The sequence below is a fragment of the Paractinoplanes aksuensis genome (genome assembly GCF_024137025.1).
GTDB classification, from domain to species: Bacteria; Actinomycetota; Actinomycetes; order Mycobacteriales; family Micromonosporaceae; genus Actinoplanes; species Actinoplanes aksuensis.
In genome coordinates this window covers 61,948-78,166 of the sequence record NZ_JAMYJR010000026.1, presented here as the reverse complement: position 1 = coordinate 78,166, position 16,219 = coordinate 61,948, and the positions used below count along the sequence as shown (strand labels likewise).

Sequence of the window (16,219 nt, the reverse complement as noted above, 5' to 3'; positions counted from 1 at the left end):
TCACGTCAGTATGTGTGCATCCCCGCACGGCTCACTTCTTAGAAGGAGAGAGAACGTGACCGCACATCCCCGAAGACTGCTGGCCCTCGCCGTGGCCGCGCTGACGGCGACCGCCGGCACGCTCGTCGCGACCAGCGGACCGGCCGCGGCGTTCGTCCCCAAGACGCCGCCGCTGACCACCCCGTGGTCGGGCCAGGTCAGCACGACGAACCCGCTCCCCGAGTACCCCCGTCCCCAACTCACCCGCACCGACTGGCAGAGCCTCAACGGCATCTGGCAGTTCGCGGGAGCGTCCAACATCAACACCCCGCCGACGGGTCAAACCCTCGGCGAGGAGATCCTCGTGCCGTACCCGATCGAGAGCGCGCTCTCGGGAATCATGCGGCGACAGGACTACTCCTACTACCGGCGCACGTTCACAATTCCGGCCGGCTGGTCGGGCCGGAACGTGCAGCTCAACTTCGGCGCCGTCGACTGGCAGTCGAAGGTGTGGGTCAACGGCACCCTGCTCGGCACGCACGAGGGCGGCTACGACAAGTTCTCGTACGACATCACCAATGCCCTGCGCGGCGGCAGCAACGAGATCATCGTCGGCGTCTGGGACCCGACCAACTCCCAGGACATCCCGGTCGGCAAGCAGCGGCTCAGCCGGGGCGGGATCTGGTACACGCCGTACTCGGGAATCTGGCAGACGGTGTGGCTCGAGCCGACCAATCCGGCCCGCATCACCCGCCTCGACACCACTCCCAACGTGTCGGCCGGCGGGCTCGACCTGGTCGTGCAGGCCGCCAACGCGAGCGGCCAGCAGGTCACCGCGCAGGTGCTCACCAACGGCACGGTCGTCGGCTCGGCCACCGGCACGGTCGGGTCGTCGTTCCGCGTACCGGTGCCCAATGCTCGCTTGTGGAGCCCCGACGATCCCTTCCTGTACGACCTCCGTGTGACCCTGGCTAGCGGTGATGCTGTCGGCGGCTACTTCGGCATGCGCTCGCTGGGCAAGGCCGTGCTCGGCGGCGTGCTGCGTCCGACCCTCAACGGCAAGTTCGTCTTCCAGCTCGGCACCCTCGATCAGGGCTACTGGCCCGACGGCATCTCGACCGCGCCCACCGACGCCGCGCTGCGCTTCGATCTGGAGCAGCAGAAGGCGCTCGGCTTCAACATGGTCCGCAAGCACATCAAGGTCGAGAACGACCGCTGGTTCTACCACGCCGACCGCCTCGGCCTGATGGTCTGGCAGGACATGCCCGCCCTGGCCAGCGGCCGCGAGCCGTCGGCGGTGGGCCGCACGCGGTTCGAGAAAGAGCTCAAGGAGATGGTCGACGAGCACAAGGGCATCACGTCGATCGTCCAGTGGGTGCCGTTCAACGAGGGCTGGGGCCAGTACGACTCCGGCCGCATCGCCGAGGAGGTCAAAAGCTGGGACACGACCCGGATGGTCAACCACAACTCGGGCTCCAACTGCTGCGACTCCGACCCCGACCCGGGCAACGGCGACGTGATCGACGACCACATGTACGTCGGTCCGGGCATCACCCGCCCGCCGACGGCCACCCGCTTCGCGGTCAACGGCGAGTACGGCGGTCTGGGCCTGCGCGTCGCCGGGCACGAATGGCCGACCAGCGGCAAGTTCGCGTACGAGTGGCTGCCCGACACCAACGCCCTGACCAGCCGCTACGTGCAGATCACGGGCCGGATGGTCGACCTCATCAACGGCAACGGCTTGTCCGGCTCGGTCTACACCGAACCGACCGACGTCGAGGAGGAGCTCAACGGCTTCTTCACGTACGACCGGCAGATCCGCAAGATGGACTTCGCCCGCGTCCGTGAGGTCAACCTGCGGGTGCTGGGCGCGGCCAGTGGCGGGACGCTCTCGACCAACCGGCTGGCCTCACTCAAGGTCACCACGCCCGGCTACACCAACCGCTACCTGCGGCACGCGGCCGGCGCCGCCCGCACCGACGTGCTGACCACGGCGAGCGCGACCACCGACCGGCAGGACGCCACCTGGTGGGTGCGCCCGGGCCTGTCCAACGCGGCCTGCTACTCGTTCGAGTCGCGCAACTTCCCCGGTCAATACCTGCGGCACCGCAATTCCCAGGTCTATCGCGAGGCCAACACCGGCGGCTCCTTCGCCGGGGACGCCACGTTCTGTGCCCGGCCCGGTCTCTCCGGTGGCGGCACGTCGCTCGAGTCGGCCAACTTCCCCGGCCGTTACCTGCGTCACCGGGCCGAGCAGGTGTGGGTCGAGGCGAGCACCGGCGGCTCGTTCAACGACGACGCGACCTGGGCCGTCGGCGCGCCGCTGTGGCGCAGCGGGGCCGACCTGACCGTCGGGCAGAACCGGTCGTTCCGGGTCACCACGCCCGGCTACGACACCCGCTACCTGCGGCACCGGGACAGCCTGGCCCGCACCGACGTGATCACCACCGGCAGTGCGGTCACCGACCGGCAGGACGCCACGTTCACGGTCCGCACCGGCCTGGCCGACAACAGTTGCTACACGTTCGAATCGGTCAACTACCCGGGCCGCTTCCTGCGGCACGCCGGCTACCGCCTGCAGACGGCGACCAACGACGGGTCGGCGACGTTCCAGCAGGACGCCACCTTCTGCGGTCAGCCCGCGCTGAACGGCGGGGCGGGCAACGTCTCGCTCGAATCGATCAACTACCCCGGCTACTTCTGGCGGCACTACGCCGAAGCCGTCTACATCGCCACCAACGGCGGTGGCAACACGTGGGACGGCACCGGCAGCTACAACGCCGATGCCACCTGGAACAACGCTGCCCCACTGGGGTAGCGCGAGAGCAGCCGGGCCGGGTGGTGCCCTGATCACCCGGCCCGGCCCCGGTACGGAGGAGAACTGAATGGCGTTGCTGGAAGTCAACGACGTCTCGAAGATATTTCCGGGCGTGCGCGCCCTCGACCAGGTCTCCTTCACCCTGCAACCGGGCGAGGTGCACGCGCTCGTCGGCGAGAACGGCGCGGGCAAGTCCACTTTGATCAAGGTGCTGACCGGGGTCTACCAACCCGACGGGGGCGAGCTCCGCTACCAGGATCAACCGGCCCGGTTCGGCACCCCGATGGACGCCCAGCAGGCCGGCATCTCGACCATCTATCAAGAGGTCAACCTCGTCCCGCTGATGAGCGTGGCCCAGAACCTCTTCCTCGGCCGCGAACCGCGCACCCGCCTCGGCCTGATCGACCGCAAGCGGATGGACCGCGAGGCCCGCGAGATCCTCACCGGGTACGGCGTCACCGCGGACGTCCGGCGCCGGCTGGGCACACTCGCCCTCGGCGCGCAGCAGATGGTCGCGCTGGCCCGGGCCGTGATGATCGACGCCAAGGTCGTCATCATGGACGAGCCCACGTCGTCGCTCGAGCCACGCGAGGTGCAGACCCTGTTCGGGGTCATCCGCGATCTGCACGCGCGCGGCATCGGCATCGTGTACGTCAGTCACCGGCTCGACGAGCTGTATCAGATCTGCGACGCGGTGACGATTCTGCGCGACGGCAAGCTCGTGCACACCGGCAAGCTCGCCGACCTGGAGCGCATCAAACTGGTCTCGCTCATGCTCGGTCGCGACATGGCCGAAGTACGCCGCGAGGGTGCGACCGCCTTCTCCGGCACGGCCACCGGCGACACCGAGGCAGCGCCCGTGCTGCGGGTGAGCGAGCTGAACAGCCGCCACAAGCTGCACGACGTCAGCTTCGACGTGCGGCCGGGCGAGGTCGTGGGGCTGGGTGGGCTGCTCGGCGCCGGCCGCAGCGAGACGATCAAGGCCATCGGCGGCGCCTACCACCTGGACAGCGGCGACATCCAGGTCGACGGCCAGGACCTGAAGAAGCCCACGCCCGTACGGGCCGTGGAGTTCGGCATCGCCGTGCAGCCCGAGGACCGCAAGGCCGAGGGCATCGTCCCCGGGCTGTCGGTGCGCGAGAACATCGCCCTGGCCGTGCTCCCCCGCGTCTCCCGGTTCGGCTTCGTCTCGGACGGCAAGGTCGACGAGATCGTCGACCGCTACATCGAACGGCTGCGTATCAAGGCGTCCAGCCCCGACCAGGCCGTCGGCGACCTCTCCGGCGGCAATCAGCAAAAGGTGCTGCTGGCCCGGCTGCTCGCCACCGACCCCAAGGTGCTGCTGCTCGACGAGCCGACCCGCGGCATCGACGTCGGCGCCAAGGCCGAGGTCCAGTCGCTGATCGACGAACTGGCGGCCGAGGGGCTGGGCGTGGTGCTGGTCTCGTCCGACGCCGAGGAGCTGGTCGAGGGCTCGGACCGGGTGGTGGTGCTGCGCGACGGTGTCGTGGTCGGCACCCTGACCGGCGCCGACGTGACCACCGAGGACCTGATGGCGACCATCGCAACGGAGGCCCACCCGTGAGCACGGAAACGGTGGCCGCCCGGCCCGTCGTCGACTCCGCCAAGATCAAGACCTGGCTGCCCAAGTACGGGGTGTACGCCGCGATCGTCCTGCTCGTCGTCTACAACATCTTCTTCACGCCGTACTTCGCGACCTGGAGCAACCTGCGCATCCAGCTGATCCAGGTCGCGCCGATCGTGATCGTGGCCCTCGGCATGGCGCTGGTGATCGGCACCGAGGGCATCGACCTCTCGGTCGGCTCGGTGATGGCCCTGGCCGCCGCCTTCATCCCGCTCTATCTCGGGTACGGCGTGATCGCCGCCGTCCTGGTCGCGCTGCTGGCCGGGGTCGCGGTCGGCCTGATCAACGGCATTCTGGTGGCCAAGGTCGGGCTGCAACCGATCGTGGCCACGCTGGCCCTGTTCGTCGGCGGCCGCGGGCTGGCCGTGGTCATCAGCGAGGGCAAGCTCGTCGACATCCGCAACCAGGACTTCCTCTACCTGGGCTCGGGCGACCTGCTCGGCATCCCGGTGCTGGTCTGGGTCGCTGCGGTCCTGGTGCTGGTGGTCGGGTTCGTCATCCGCCGCACGGTGTTCGGCCGCCGGCTGCTGGCCATCGGTGGCAACCGGCCCGCCGCCGAACTGGCCGGTCTGCCGGTCAAGCGGGTGCTGATCACCGTCTACGTGGTGTGCGCGGTGCTCGCCTCGATCGCCGGCCTGCTCTCGGTGGCCCGCATCCAGTCCAGTGACGCCTCCTCGGTGGGGCTGCTGATCGAGCTGTCGGCGATCACCGCCGTGGTCGTCGGCGGCACCCCGCTCACCGGCGGCAAGGTCCGCGTGCTGGGCACCGTGGCCGGCGCCCTGCTCATGCAACTGGTCATCGCCACGATGATCAAGCACAACCTGCAGCCGTCCACGACCGAGATGGTGCAGGCCGTGATCATCCTGGTCGCGGTCTACGTGGCCCGAGAGAGGAAGACCCGATGACCATGGGACTCGCATCGGAGCCTTCAGCGATCGTGGTCGAGGACGTCCGCAAGGCCGAGCGCACCGACCGGATCGTCGGCACCGTGCAGCGGCAGGGCGCTCCGGCCGTGCTGATCGTCGTCGTGCTGATCGCGCTGGCCACGTTCCCCAACTTCCGCAGCCTCGACAACACGGCCACCATCCTGGTCGCGGCCGCGCCGCCGATGCTGATCGCGCTGGGCATGACCTTTGTGATCATCACGGGCGGCATCGACCTGTCGGTGGGGTCGCTCTACGTGCTCGGGGGCGTGCTGGCCGCCTGGGCCTCGCAGTACGGGATCCTGGCTGCGTTCCTGCTGCCCCTGGCTGTGTGCGGGACGATCGGCGTGGTCAATGGGCTCCTCATCGCGTACACGAGAATGGCGCCTTTCATCGTGACACTGGCCGCGCTGCTCGGCGCCCGGGGACTCATGCGGGCGATCAGTTCCGAGGGCTCGGACACCTATCTGGTGCGGAACGACGCATTCCGCAAGCTCGGCAACGGCTCGTTCCTCGACATCGGCTACCAGGTGTGGCTGGTCGCGGCGCTGGTCGTGATCGGCCTGGTGGTGCTGGCGCGCAGCCGGTTCGGGGCGTCGGTCTACGCGGTGGGCGGCAGCGAGGACGCGGCCAGCCTGATGGGAGTGCCGGTCCGGCGTACAAAAGTCTGGGTCTACGTTCTTTCCGGTCTGCTGGCCGGTCTGGCCGGGGCGATCAACGCGGCCAAACTGGGCTCGGGCGTGACCGTGCTCGGCACCGGCATGGAGCTGGACGCGATCGCCGCCGTCGTCATCGGCGGGACACTGCTGACCGGGGGCGCCGGCACCATCGCCGGGACGATCGCCGGGGTGCTGCTGCTCGGCGTGATCCAGAACCTGATCAACCAGGTCGGCAACGTCAACAGCAACTGGCAACAGGTCATCAGCGGTACGTTCCTGGCCCTGGTCGTGGTGGCCCAGACCTATCTCGTACGGCTGCGAAGGGTGACTTAATCGACGTCGGCCGTACCCAGGAGGTGGCCGGCGCCGTCCTGCACCTCGATCCGCTGCACGTTGCGCAGCTGGATCGAGCTGGCCCCGATCACCTTGGCGTTGCCGCTCGGGGTCGGTCCCCACACCATCGCCTGCTCGACCTGCCCGGACGATCCACGGACATGGCAGTGGAACGGGCCGTCCCCGGTGAGCTTGCTGACATCGAGCGAGACCGAGACCCCCCACGTCTTCGGCGTCAGCACCGCCTGGCCGGCCAGGCCGCTGCCCTGGGCCGCCTGGAACTGCGCGGTCACCAGCTCGGGGCTCGGCAGCACCTGCGGCTGCCGTTCCTCACGGCTGCCGCGCAGCACCCCGATCCCGACGGCCACCGCCACCAGCACCACGGCTGCGGCGGCCAGCCAGCGGAAACCGGCCATGCGGCTCTGCCGGGAACGCTCGGCCCGCATGCGCCGCAGCAGGCCGTCGATGTTGGCCTGGCTCGGGCGGGCCGACATGCTTATCGGCGCGGCGGCGACGTCGTCGTCATCATCGGCCCGCTCGGCCTCGGGCAGGCGGCGCAGCAGCTCGGGCACGGCGGCCAGCCGGTCGAGCTCGTCACGGCAGCGGTCGCAGTCGCGCAGGTGGGCGTCGAGCCGGTCGGTGTCCGTCTCGTCGAGGCCGCCCAGCAGGTAGCCGCCGAGCAGACGGTGCAGCTCATCGTGGTCGGTGCTCACCGCAGCACCCCCATCTCTTCGAACACTGTGCGCAAGGCCCGCACCGCGTAATAGGCCCGGGACTTGACCGTGCCCTCCGGCACCGAGAGCTGGCGAGCGGCGTCGGCCACGCTCTGCCCCTCGTAATACATGGCCCGGACCACGGCTTGGTGGTCGGCCGAGAGCCGCTCGATCGCCTCGGCCACCAGCCAGCCCTCGACCATCCGGTCGACGTTGTCGGCCGACGGCATCGCGTTGACCGCGGCCTCGTCGGCCACCAGGTGGGGACGGCGCTGCTCGGCCCGCCACGCGTTGGTGACCACGTTGCGGGCGATGGTCAGCAGGTAGGAGCGGGTGCGGCCGGGGTCGGGATCGAGGTGGTCGATGTGTTTCCAGGCCCGCAACAGGGTCTCTTGCACCAGGTCTTCGGCTCGGTGCCGGTCGTGCACGTAGCGCAGGACGAAGCTGAGCAGAACCGCGTAGTGCTCGGTGTAGAGCGCGGTCATCAACTCTTCGTCGGGGCTCACCCGTCGCCTCATGCGCGCCCGCCCTCCCGACCTCGATCCGCCACCACGTTGTACACCGCAATGGTGAACTCGGTTCGACCGGGCCCGGAACAGAACGATGCCCGGTCCCCCTCGCCGGGACCGGGCATCGCGTCACATGTCAGCTCTCAGGCTTTTTGCAGTACGAATCGGGCTTGGACGGGCCGCCGTAACGGAACGAGCGCTTCGAGTCGACGGGCGGGTCGACCGTCGTGTCCTTGGCCGCGATCACCTTGAAGAACGGGGCCTCGCCGGCCTTGGTGTTCGGAATCTCGGGGCGCATGTACAGGTCGACCGGCGGGCCGTCGACGTAACCGACGCTCGAGAACCGAGCCGCGGTGTCCTTCTCGGGGATGGTGCCGTTGCCCATGCCGGTGCCGCACGGGAAGTCACGACCGGCGGCGACCTCGCCGAATACCTGGAGCAGACCGGAGCGCTTGAACTCGATGCCCTTGTCGTTCCAGATGCTCTCGGGGAAGTACCCGACCCACTCGGTGTCGTACGCGACCCACCAGGCGTTCTTGACGTACTGAATGCCGAACTTCTTGGTGACGCCGTACGTGAGGGTGTCGCCCGGCTTGATGGTGCTGCTCGACTGGACGAAGCCGCACTTGTTGTAACAGGTCGGCTCGCCGTTGATCCAGTGGAAGACGAACAGGTGCGGGTCGTCGTCCCCATTGACCAGGCGGTCGACCGTCCAGCCGATCTCGACGATCTGCTTACCGTCCTTCGACTGGAGCGCGACCTCGGCCAGCGAGTGGAAGTCGAGCCGGTCGAGATCGGGCTTGCCGATGGTGACGTTGGCGAAGACACCCGCGGTGTCGGCGCCTTGCGAGCCCACGTTGTAGAGGTACTTGACGTTGCTGTCGGCGGCCTTCAGGCCCACCGGCTTCGGCGGCACGGCTTCGGTCTGCTCGGTGCGGATCACGCCGGCCTTGCCGCCGCTGCGCCCCTTCGGGCCGTACCGGGGCCGCGGCACGAGCGAACCGCTCGCGTCGGGCGCGGCGGCCGACAGGCCCTCGGCCTTCAGGGTCTTGCTGGTGGCGCCGGCGCGGCCCTTCTTGATCCGCTTGGGCTTGTCGCCCCAGGGCAGCGTCGGCGGCGGCGCAATCGCTTGCGCGGCGCCGGCCACCACCGCGTCGGCGTCGGGACTCTCGTCGCTCTCGGCATCAGGCGAGTCGTCGGCGCCCCCCGCGGCCGCACTCGCACTCACCTCAGGCGGGCTCGCGATCTGGTCGGCGCCCGCACTCACCGTAGAAACGACGCCGATGGCGCCGACCACGGCAACCGCTAGGCCGGCGGCTAGGAGACCGCGGCGTGACTTCAACACGTGTCCGTCCTCGTTGATCGGGGGGTCGGAGGAGGGGGCGAGGCTGCCTCCGGCACCGGTTCTCGGCGGCGAGGTCACCATATAGCTTTCTCGATTGCCCAGCGCTTGCTCAGCTTGATTTCCGCCTTAACGGCTGAGGCCGTGAGCCGATCCGGTGATACAACAGCGCATTTAATTTACGGAGCGTATCGGGACGACTCCGGAGGGCGTCATTCGCGCTTGGTAAAGAAAGAGGCTAACTGCCGTGAGCTTCTTTCAGATCCCGCCAGTGGACAGTGCCCCTCGAGCGCGCGAATCCCCTTGTCCGGGGCGGATTCGGGACAGATCGACGGACCGCAATATCAACTTCAGCCGAGCCGTCACTGTGCGCAATCGAAATTCTCGCAACCTATCCGGATATATCCGATCTCGCGGTTTCGCGAATCTGTCCCGCTTTCAGCGATTCGGCCGACGCCATTTGTCCTCGCTCTCACACTCTGGAAGGCGTTTGACGCGGCGCCGCCCGCGGGCCAGCATGTTGACCATGCAGCGGATGGGTATCCCTCTCATCGCCGACCTGGCGATCGATCTGGCGCGGTGCGCCAGCGCTTGCTGTCCCCGCTGACCAGCGGTTTCCCCGTGGTGCGCGACACCACATGATCCTGTTCGGCCGACTTCCCGCCACCCCGGCCCCGCGGACGGTAGTGTGGCCCTAAACCTATAGGACTGATAGGCAATGTATAAAAGCGAGGAGCTCCCGTGACTGTCGTCGACGCCCGTCCCGACCATCTCGCCGTCGCCGCCCGTTTCGCCGACGCCCCCGAGCAGTGGCCCGTCGCCCCGCGCTTCAACCCCGTCGACCGCTGGTACCACCGCCTGCACGTCGCCGACGACCACGAGGTCTGGCTGCTGACCTGGCTCCCCGGCCAGGGCACCGAATGGCACGACCACGGCGGCTCGGCCGGCGCGTTCCACGTCTTCGGCGGCACCCTCACCGAGGACACGGTGGCCCTGACCGACGGCCGCCCGCCCCGCGTGACCTCCCGCGAACTGGGCGAAGGAGCCGGCCGCAGGTTCGGCTCCCACCACGTCCACCGCATGACGAACCGCTCGCACCGCCCCGCCATCAGCGTCCACGTGTACGGCCCGGCCCTCACCACGATGACCAAGTACCGCCTCGGCGCGGCAAGCCTCGAGGTGCTCACGGTCGAACGGGCCGGCGCCCAGTGGTGACCGCGGCCCCGGCCGGCTCCCTGAGCATCGCCGAGATCCTGGCCAACGCCCGCACGCGCCTCACCCGAGTAGGCCCCCTGGAGACGGCGGCCGCAGTGGGCCGAGGTGCCGTGCTGGTCGACATCCGCCCCGCGGCGCAGCGGGCCCAATACGGCGAGATCCCCGGCGCCGTGATCATCGAACGCAACGTGCTCGAGTGGCGCCTCGACCCCCGCAGCGACGCCCGGCTGCCGTTCGCGGACAGCTACGACCTGGAGGTCATCGTCACCTGCCAGGAGGGTTATACGAGCAGCCTGGCGGCGGCCGCCCTGCAAGACCTCGGCCTGCACCGAGCCACCGACCTGAACGGCGGCTTCGCCGCTTGGCGCGACGCCGGCCTCCCGACAATCCCCAGCCCAGCGTAAATATCACCCCGGCCCGGGGCACACACCCCCGAGCCGGGCGTGGGCATTGCCCTTGCCCGAGACGCGTGCCGAGCGCGGGCTGGGCGCAGGTCTTGCCGGAGGCACCCGATGATTGCGGGCCCGGCTGAGGGCCGGCGCCTTCCGACGGCGCGAGGCCGACGAATTCGGGGCGATCTGGGGGTTATCCCCCTCCTCGGACGCGAGCTGCGGGCCTAGCGTCCGGAGGCATGTGGCGCATACCTGTCTTCGTCATCGGTCTGTACTTCATCGTCCGCGCAGTGGCCGAACCCTTCGTGATCGACTTCGGCGACCCGTCGACCTACCGCAACGACTGGGGCGGCCCCCACCTGGCCGGCGTCCTCGCCGTACACATGGGACCAGGCCTGCTGGCAGCGGCCCTGATGCTCTGGTGGCTGACCCACCGCCGCCCCACCCGCGCCAACACCAAGACCTCAACCCACCAGCCCACCCCACCCCACCAGGGGGCGGGCCCAGACGGTACGACGTGAGCCTGAAAATCCCCCCGCGTTATCCACAGGCGCAACGGCTGCCGCTGGCTCGCTCGAGCGTTATCCACACGCTGAACTCCGAAGTGCCAGATCGGCGCCCGTTTCGCGATAACGTGGCGCCCCTGGATATTCAACCCGGGGCCGGCTCGCCTTGTGCGACCCGACCAGCCACGTCGCGCGGCCCAGCCAACCGCGTCGCCCGGCGCAGCCAAACCGCGTCGCGCAGCCCAGCCCGTCGCCCGGCGCAGCCAAACCGCGTCGTGCAGCCCAACCCGTCGCCCGGCGCAGCCAAACCGCGTCGCGCAGGCCAACCCGTCGCCCGGCGCAGCCAAACCGCGTCGTGCAGCCCAACCCGCCGTCCGGGACAGCCAACCGCGTCCCGCAATCCAACCCGCCACGCTGTGCAGCCCGACCACTCGCGCCGTGCAGCCCAGCCAACCGTGTCGAAAAGTCCGGCCAGCTACGTCGCGGGGCCCCAGCCGACCGCGGCGAGCGGCACGGCCGCCACGTCGTCCACATTGGGCGAAACGGGTACGCAGGGAGTTTCGGCAGTCCAGACCATCGCCAGCGCGGGACGGAACGGTTCGGCCGGCCGGAGCACGAGTGTGCCCGCGGCGGCGGCTCAGACCGTGGCCGGCTCCCGGGACGGTTCGGTGCTGGACGTGGCCGGGTCCAGTCGAAGGCTCACGACGGCCAGGGCCAGACCGGCCACGGCCAGCGCAACACCGATCCACACCGATGACAGGTAACCCCAGCCGGCCGCGATCACCACGCCGCCCAGTGCCGCCCCCGCGCTGTTGGCGACGTTGGAAGCGGACTGGTTGACCGCCGCCCCCATCAGCTGGGCTCCGGGCGCCACCGCGATCAACCGCGCCTGCAGCGCCGGCCCGATGAAGAGCGCCGCCGCCCCCACCAGGAACACCCCGGCGAACAGCCCGATGGGATTGGACGCCACCAGGCCGAACAGGGCAATCGTCCCGATCATCGCGACGAACCCGAGCAGCACGCTGCGCCGCAAGTTGTGGTCGGCGGCGAAACCGCCCAGGGCGTTGCCCGCGGTCATGCCGATGCCCATGACGGCCAGGACCCACGGCACGTACGACTCCGGCAGCCCGGTCACGTGGGTCGTGACCGGCGCTATGTAGCTGTTGACCGCGAAGAACCCGCCGAACCCGATCGCCGCCACCGCCGCCGCCAGCCAGACGTGCGGGGATTTGAAGGCGGCCAGTTCCGAACGTGGCGAACCGCCCGGCGCGGCCGCCACCTCGGGCACGGTGAACAGCACGAACAGCAGCGTGCAGGCGAATACCCCAGCCACCGCCAGGTAGGCGATGCGCCAGCCCGCAGCTTGGCCCAACGCCGTGATCAGGGGTACCCCGAAGACGTTGGCCGCGGTCAGGCCGCCGAGCACGATGGCGAAGCCCTTGCCCTGGCTGCCGGGGCCGAGCATGGTCGCGGCCAGCAGGCCGGCCGCGCCGAAGTAGGCGCCGTGGGCCAGCGCGGCCACGAAGCGTCCGGCCAGCACCAGGCCGAATGTGGGGGCCAGGGCCGAGGCGACGGTGCCGATGACGAACGTCGAGAGCAGCACGAGCACCAGGCGCCGGCGTGGGAGGCGGGCCGAAACGGCGGCGATGGTGGGGGCGCCGACGACCACGCCCAGGGCGTAGATCGTGATCATCCAGCCGGCTGTGGCGACCGCGTCGGGGGCCGATCGGGCGTACGCCTCGGGCAGCAGGTCTTGCGCCATGTTCGGTAGCAGGCCCATGGCCACGAACTCGGTCAGGCCGAGGCCGAAGCCGCCCAGGGCGAGGGCGAGCAGGGCCGCCCAGCGGCGGCCGGCGGTGAGGTTCTCCACGACTCCGACTCTAGAACGTTCTAGTCGTGTCGGGGTTAGAACGTTCTAGTGATCACAGGTAAATTCTCCGTTCATGAGCAGCGAGCGGCGGGTCACCCGGCCACACCTGACGGCCGCAGCGAGCGGATCATGAGCGGCGAGCGGCGGGTCACCCTGGCTGATGTGGCGGCGGCGGCGGGCGTGTCGGTGGCGCTCGTCTCGATCGTGATGCGGGACGCGCCGGGGGCCAGCGCGGCCACCCGCGCCCGCGTGCTCGAGGTGGCGCGGCAGCTCGACTATCAGCCCGACAGCCGGGCCCGCCTGTTGCGCAGCGGGCAGAGCCGGCTGCTCGGCGTGGTCTTCGGGGTTATGCACCCGTTCCACGACGACCTGCTGACCGGCCTCTACGACGCGGCCGAGCGGGTCGGCTACGAGCTCACTCTGAGCGCCGTCACCCCCAGGCGCGACGAGCGTACGGCGATCTCGGGCCTCCTGCAGGACCGGTGCGCCGCCCTCGTGCTGCTGGGGCCGCGCATCCCCTCGGCCGAACTGGCCACCCTGGCCGGGCGGCTGCCCGTGGTGGCCATGATGCGGACGGTGCGGCAGCGGCAGGTCGACGTCGTGCGCACCGACGACGGGCGCGGGCTCCACCTCGCCGTCGATCATCTCGTCGCGCTCGGGCATCAGAACATCGCGCACGTCGACGGCGGGCGGTGGCTGTCGTCGGCGGAACGGCGGCAGGGCTACCGCGAGGCCATGCGGGGGCACGGCCTGCAGGCGTACGAAAGGGTGGTGATCGGCGGTTTCGGCGAGGAGGACGGCGCCCGCGCGGCCCGGGAGCTGCTCGACCAGCCGCCGACCGCGGTGACCGTCTTCAACGACTTGAGCGCCACCGGCCTGCTCGACGTGCTGCGGCGGCACGGGCTCTCGGTGCCGGGCGACATCAGCGTCGTGGGGTACGACGACAGCAGCTTCAGCCGGCTCGCGCACATCGATCTGACCACTGTCGCGCAGGACATCGAGACCATGACGACGTTGGCCGTGGCCCGGGCGGTCGAGCGCATCGAGGGCGCGCCGGTCGCTCATCGCGAGATGGTGATCCCGCCGCGCCTGGTGGTACGCGGAACGACCGGCCAGGCCTAAGCCTCCGCTCTTCCGCGCCGAACGGGAGGGGAAAGGGGGGAGAGATGCGCCGAGTCTGCCTGCTCACGGTGCTGCCGTTCCTGCTGGGCGCGTGCGGCGGTGCGAACCCGTCGACCGGTGCCAGCCCGACCGCCGCTCCGGGCGAGGCCTGGGTCAACGTCGTGCCGGGTCAGGCCACCTCGAGCCCGGCGGCCCGGCGCGGCGGCTCGTATCCGCCCGCGCTGCCCCCGGTCTCGTTCCTGCCCACCAGCTCGGCCTGCGCGATCCCCTGGCAGATCGACGTCGGCCAGGTCCTCATCCCGTTGGTCGTGACGCCGGGCGCGGGCTCACTGAAGGTCGAGTGGCCCGCCCGCTACGGCAAGGTCTACCGGGTGGCCGCCGTGCCGCAAGAGATCGTCAGCGGGGCCCAGCCGGAGCCGAAGTGGCAGACGGTGACCACCGGCAGCGGCTGCAGCGGCAGTGCCACCATCGGCGGGCTGACGCCCGGCGCGGCGTACGTCGTGTGGCTCGACGCCCCGGACACCCCGCGCGGTCCGGACAATTCGCGCAGCCTCTACAGCGGCCGCTCGGGGATCGTCAAACCGAAGTAAGGGGGCCACCGGCTACGACGAGATCGTGTTGCGGCCGCTCCACTTGGCCGCGTAGAGCCGATCGTCGGCCTCGCGGAACAGGGTCTCGCCGGACATGCCCTCGCCCAGCACGGCCAGACCGACGCTGACGGTCAGGCGTACGCCGGGAATGATGTCGGTGCGGGCGACGGCGGCCCGGATGCGCTCGGCCACCTCGCGCCCGATGGCCAGATCACCCTGCAGGAACACGGCGAACTCGTCGCCGGCGTAGCGGACCGGCACGTCCTCGGCCCGGCAGTGCGCGCGCACGATCCGGGCCACCTCGCGCAGCGCGCGGTCGCCGGTGGCGTGCGAGTACGCGTCGTTGATGGCCTTGAAGTGGTCGACGTCGACGATCAGCAGCACCAGCGGGGCCGCCGTCAGGCCGCGGTCGATGCGGTCCATCAGCAGGTCGAAGCGGCGCCGGTTGTCGAGCCCGGTCAGCGGGTCGCGCAGCACCTCGCGCTCGGCCCGTTCGCGGGCGGCCTCGGACTCCTCGCGCTGACGGGCCTGGCGCAACATGGCCAGCCGTTGCATGCGCAGCCGCCACAGTTCGCGGGTCTGCCCCTCGACCGCCTCGAACATGTCCCGCCCGGCCTGGCCGTCGTCGGTGGCCAGGGCGGTCAGCGCCATCTCGAAGCGGATGATCGGCTTCTCGTCGGGGCGGGGGCTGAACGCGCACAGCTCGCGGGCGGCCACGAACTCTGTCCGGGCCTCGGCCAGCGCACCCTGGGTACGCAGGCTGATGCCGAGGGCCAGATGGGCCACCCGCGCGTACCGGAAGTTCTCGGACTGGCGCAGCGGCATGACCGCCTCGCGGGCCAGTTTCTCGGCCGGCACCACGTCACCCAGCTTGGCCAGGGCCAGCGCCAGCATGGCGGTGGCCACCATGTCGTCGGGGCGCTGCTCGACCTGGCGGCGGGTGATCTCGGCGCTGCGCCGCAGCCGGGTCGCCCCCTCGTCGTGCCGGCCGACGTGGCTGAGCCGCAGCCCCCAGTAGAGCAGGGTGGCCGCGTGGACCAGGCCGAAGTTGGCGTGCGTGATGCTGAGCTTCTCGTACGTGGTCGCCGCGGTCTCGTACATCTCAGCCGCCGTGGCCGCCTCGGCGAACGAGCAGAGGGCCGAGATGCGCCGCCCGAAATCGGTGTACGGCAGATCGAGCAGCACCGCCGCCCGGGCCAGATTGCGCATGGCGACGAAGTAGCGTCCACGCAGGACGTCGACCTGGGCCACGTCGCACAAGCACTTGGCCTCGCCCAGCGTCGAGCCGGCCGCCTGATGCAGCCGCAGCAGCCGCTCGCCGAGGTCGGCCGCCTCGATCAGGCGTCCCATGTAGAGGTTGGCGTACATCTGCCCCTGCACGAGGAACAGGACAGTGCGGTTGTCACCGACGGCGTGCGCGATGGCCAGATAGGCGTCGGCCGCCTTCAGCGCCTCGTGACCGTGGCCGGTGTTGGCCAGACGGTGCACACGTTGCGCCAGCAGGTGCAGGGGGCCGAGCACGGTGACCGGCACCGGCAGCCGTCTACCCGGATCGATCTCGCCCTCCATGGTCCCAGTATCAACACTGGACGGTGCGATCAAC

General features: G+C 70.0%; 14 protein-coding genes. 9 read left to right on the top strand and 5 right to left on the bottom strand.

Annotated elements, in window-relative coordinates; translation table 11 throughout:
* Positions 1-55 precede the first annotated feature (55 nt).
* The 4 genes from M1L60_RS22845 (at position 56) to M1L60_RS22830 (ending at position 6,357) form a co-directional block, all read left to right on the top strand.
* Positions 56-2,797 (top strand): AbfB domain-containing protein, encoded by a 2,742-nt coding sequence (locus M1L60_RS22845; protein WP_253239512.1) that lies wholly within the window; start codon positions 56-58, stop codon positions 2,795-2,797.
* A 67-nt stretch (positions 2,798-2,864) separates the two neighbouring features.
* Positions 2,865-4,382 (top strand): sugar ABC transporter ATP-binding protein, encoded by a 1,518-nt coding sequence (locus tag M1L60_RS22840; protein WP_253239511.1) that lies wholly within the window; start codon positions 2,865-2,867, stop codon positions 4,380-4,382.
* Positions 4,379-5,347, top strand: coding sequence for an ABC transporter permease (locus M1L60_RS22835; RefSeq protein WP_253239510.1), 969 nt, complete (start codon positions 4,379-4,381; stop codon positions 5,345-5,347). Before M1L60_RS22840 ends, M1L60_RS22835 begins: the two co-directional genes overlap by 4 nt.
* Positions 5,344-6,357 (top strand): ABC transporter permease, encoded by a 1,014-nt coding sequence (locus tag M1L60_RS22830; RefSeq protein WP_253239509.1) that lies wholly within the window; start codon positions 5,344-5,346, stop codon positions 6,355-6,357. Before M1L60_RS22835 ends, M1L60_RS22830 begins: the two co-directional genes overlap by 4 nt.
* Here M1L60_RS22830 and M1L60_RS22825 read toward each other — a convergent pair.
* The 3 genes from M1L60_RS22825 to M1L60_RS22815 form a co-directional block, all read right to left on the bottom strand.
* On the bottom strand, positions 6,354-7,070 hold the full coding sequence (locus M1L60_RS22825) for a zf-HC2 domain-containing protein (RefSeq protein ID WP_253239508.1): 717 nt from the start codon (positions 7,068-7,070) through the stop codon (positions 6,354-6,356). The two genes, M1L60_RS22830 and M1L60_RS22825, sit on opposite strands and share 4 nt — an antisense overlap.
* Positions 7,067-7,588, bottom strand: a complete 522-nt coding sequence (locus M1L60_RS22820) for a sigma-70 family RNA polymerase sigma factor (protein WP_253239507.1) — start codon at positions 7,586-7,588, stop codon at positions 7,067-7,069. The genes M1L60_RS22825 and M1L60_RS22820 overlap by 4 nt, the downstream gene beginning before the upstream one ends.
* A 127-nt stretch (positions 7,589-7,715) precedes the next feature.
* A complete protein-coding gene (locus M1L60_RS22815) occupies positions 7,716-8,807 on the bottom strand; it encodes a neprosin family prolyl endopeptidase (RefSeq protein ID WP_253239506.1) in 1,092 nt (363 codons plus the stop codon).
* An 855-nt stretch (positions 8,808-9,662) separates the two neighbouring features.
* Here M1L60_RS22815 and M1L60_RS22810 point away from each other — a divergent pair.
* The 3 genes from M1L60_RS22810 to M1L60_RS22800 all read left to right on the top strand — a co-directional run bounded on the left by M1L60_RS22810 (position 9,663) and on the right by M1L60_RS22800 (position 11,049).
* Positions 9,663-10,136 carry a cysteine dioxygenase gene (locus tag M1L60_RS22810; protein WP_253239505.1) on the top strand — a complete coding sequence of 158 codons (474 nt, stop codon included), beginning with the start codon at positions 9,663-9,665 and terminating at the stop codon, positions 10,134-10,136.
* On the top strand, positions 10,133-10,540 hold the full coding sequence (locus M1L60_RS22805) for a rhodanese-like domain-containing protein (RefSeq protein WP_438862149.1): 408 nt from the start codon (positions 10,133-10,135) through the stop codon (positions 10,538-10,540). Before M1L60_RS22810 ends, M1L60_RS22805 begins: the two co-directional genes overlap by 4 nt.
* Before the next feature lie 227 nt (positions 10,541-10,767).
* Complete coding sequence (locus tag M1L60_RS22800) at positions 10,768-11,049, top strand: hypothetical protein (RefSeq protein WP_253239503.1); 282 nt, start codon at positions 10,768-10,770, stop codon at positions 11,047-11,049.
* Between the two features lie 622 nt (positions 11,050-11,671).
* On the opposite strand, the gene M1L60_RS22795 is transcribed toward M1L60_RS22800, so the two are convergent.
* Complete coding sequence (locus M1L60_RS22795; RefSeq protein ID WP_253239502.1) at positions 11,672-12,904, bottom strand: MFS transporter; 1,233 nt, start codon at positions 12,902-12,904, stop codon at positions 11,672-11,674.
* A gap of 129 nt (positions 12,905-13,033) precedes the next feature.
* Between M1L60_RS22795 and M1L60_RS22790 the strand changes: the two genes are divergently transcribed.
* Positions 13,034-14,026, top strand: a complete 993-nt coding sequence (locus M1L60_RS22790; protein ID WP_253239501.1) for a LacI family DNA-binding transcriptional regulator — start codon at positions 13,034-13,036, stop codon at positions 14,024-14,026.
* A gap of 44 nt (positions 14,027-14,070) precedes the next feature.
* Complete coding sequence (locus M1L60_RS22785) at positions 14,071-14,616, top strand: hypothetical protein (RefSeq protein WP_253239500.1); 546 nt, start codon at positions 14,071-14,073, stop codon at positions 14,614-14,616.
* A gap of 12 nt (positions 14,617-14,628) precedes the next feature.
* Here the strand turns inward: M1L60_RS22785 and M1L60_RS22780 are convergent, their stop codons facing one another.
* Positions 14,629-16,185, bottom strand: a complete 1,557-nt coding sequence (locus tag M1L60_RS22780; protein WP_253239499.1) for a GGDEF domain-containing protein — start codon at positions 16,183-16,185, stop codon at positions 14,629-14,631.
* Positions 16,186-16,219: the final 34 nt, after the last annotated feature.

Bases quoted from the DNA above. Each gene is read 5' to 3' on its own strand.
- M1L60_RS22840 (WP_253239511.1), top strand. From the start codon at position 2,865: ATGGCGTTGCTGGAAGTCAACGACGTCTCGAAGATATTTCCGGGCGTG.
- M1L60_RS22830 (WP_253239509.1), top strand. From the start codon at position 5,344: ATGACCATGGGACTCGCATCGGAGCCTTCAGCGATCGTGGTCGAGGAC.
- M1L60_RS22820 (WP_253239507.1), bottom strand. From the start codon at position 7,588: ATGAGGCGACGGGTGAGCCCCGACGAAGAGTTGATGACCGCGCTCTAC.
- M1L60_RS22800 (WP_253239503.1), top strand. From the start codon at position 10,768: ATGTGGCGCATACCTGTCTTCGTCATCGGTCTGTACTTCATCGTCCGC.
- M1L60_RS22790 (WP_253239501.1), top strand. From the start codon at position 13,034: ATGAGCGGCGAGCGGCGGGTCACCCTGGCTGATGTGGCGGCGGCGGCG.
- M1L60_RS22785 (WP_253239500.1), top strand. From the start codon at position 14,071: ATGCGCCGAGTCTGCCTGCTCACGGTGCTGCCGTTCCTGCTGGGCGCG.
- M1L60_RS22780 (WP_253239499.1), bottom strand. From the start codon at position 16,185: ATGGAGGGCGAGATCGATCCGGGTAGACGGCTGCCGGTGCCGGTCACC.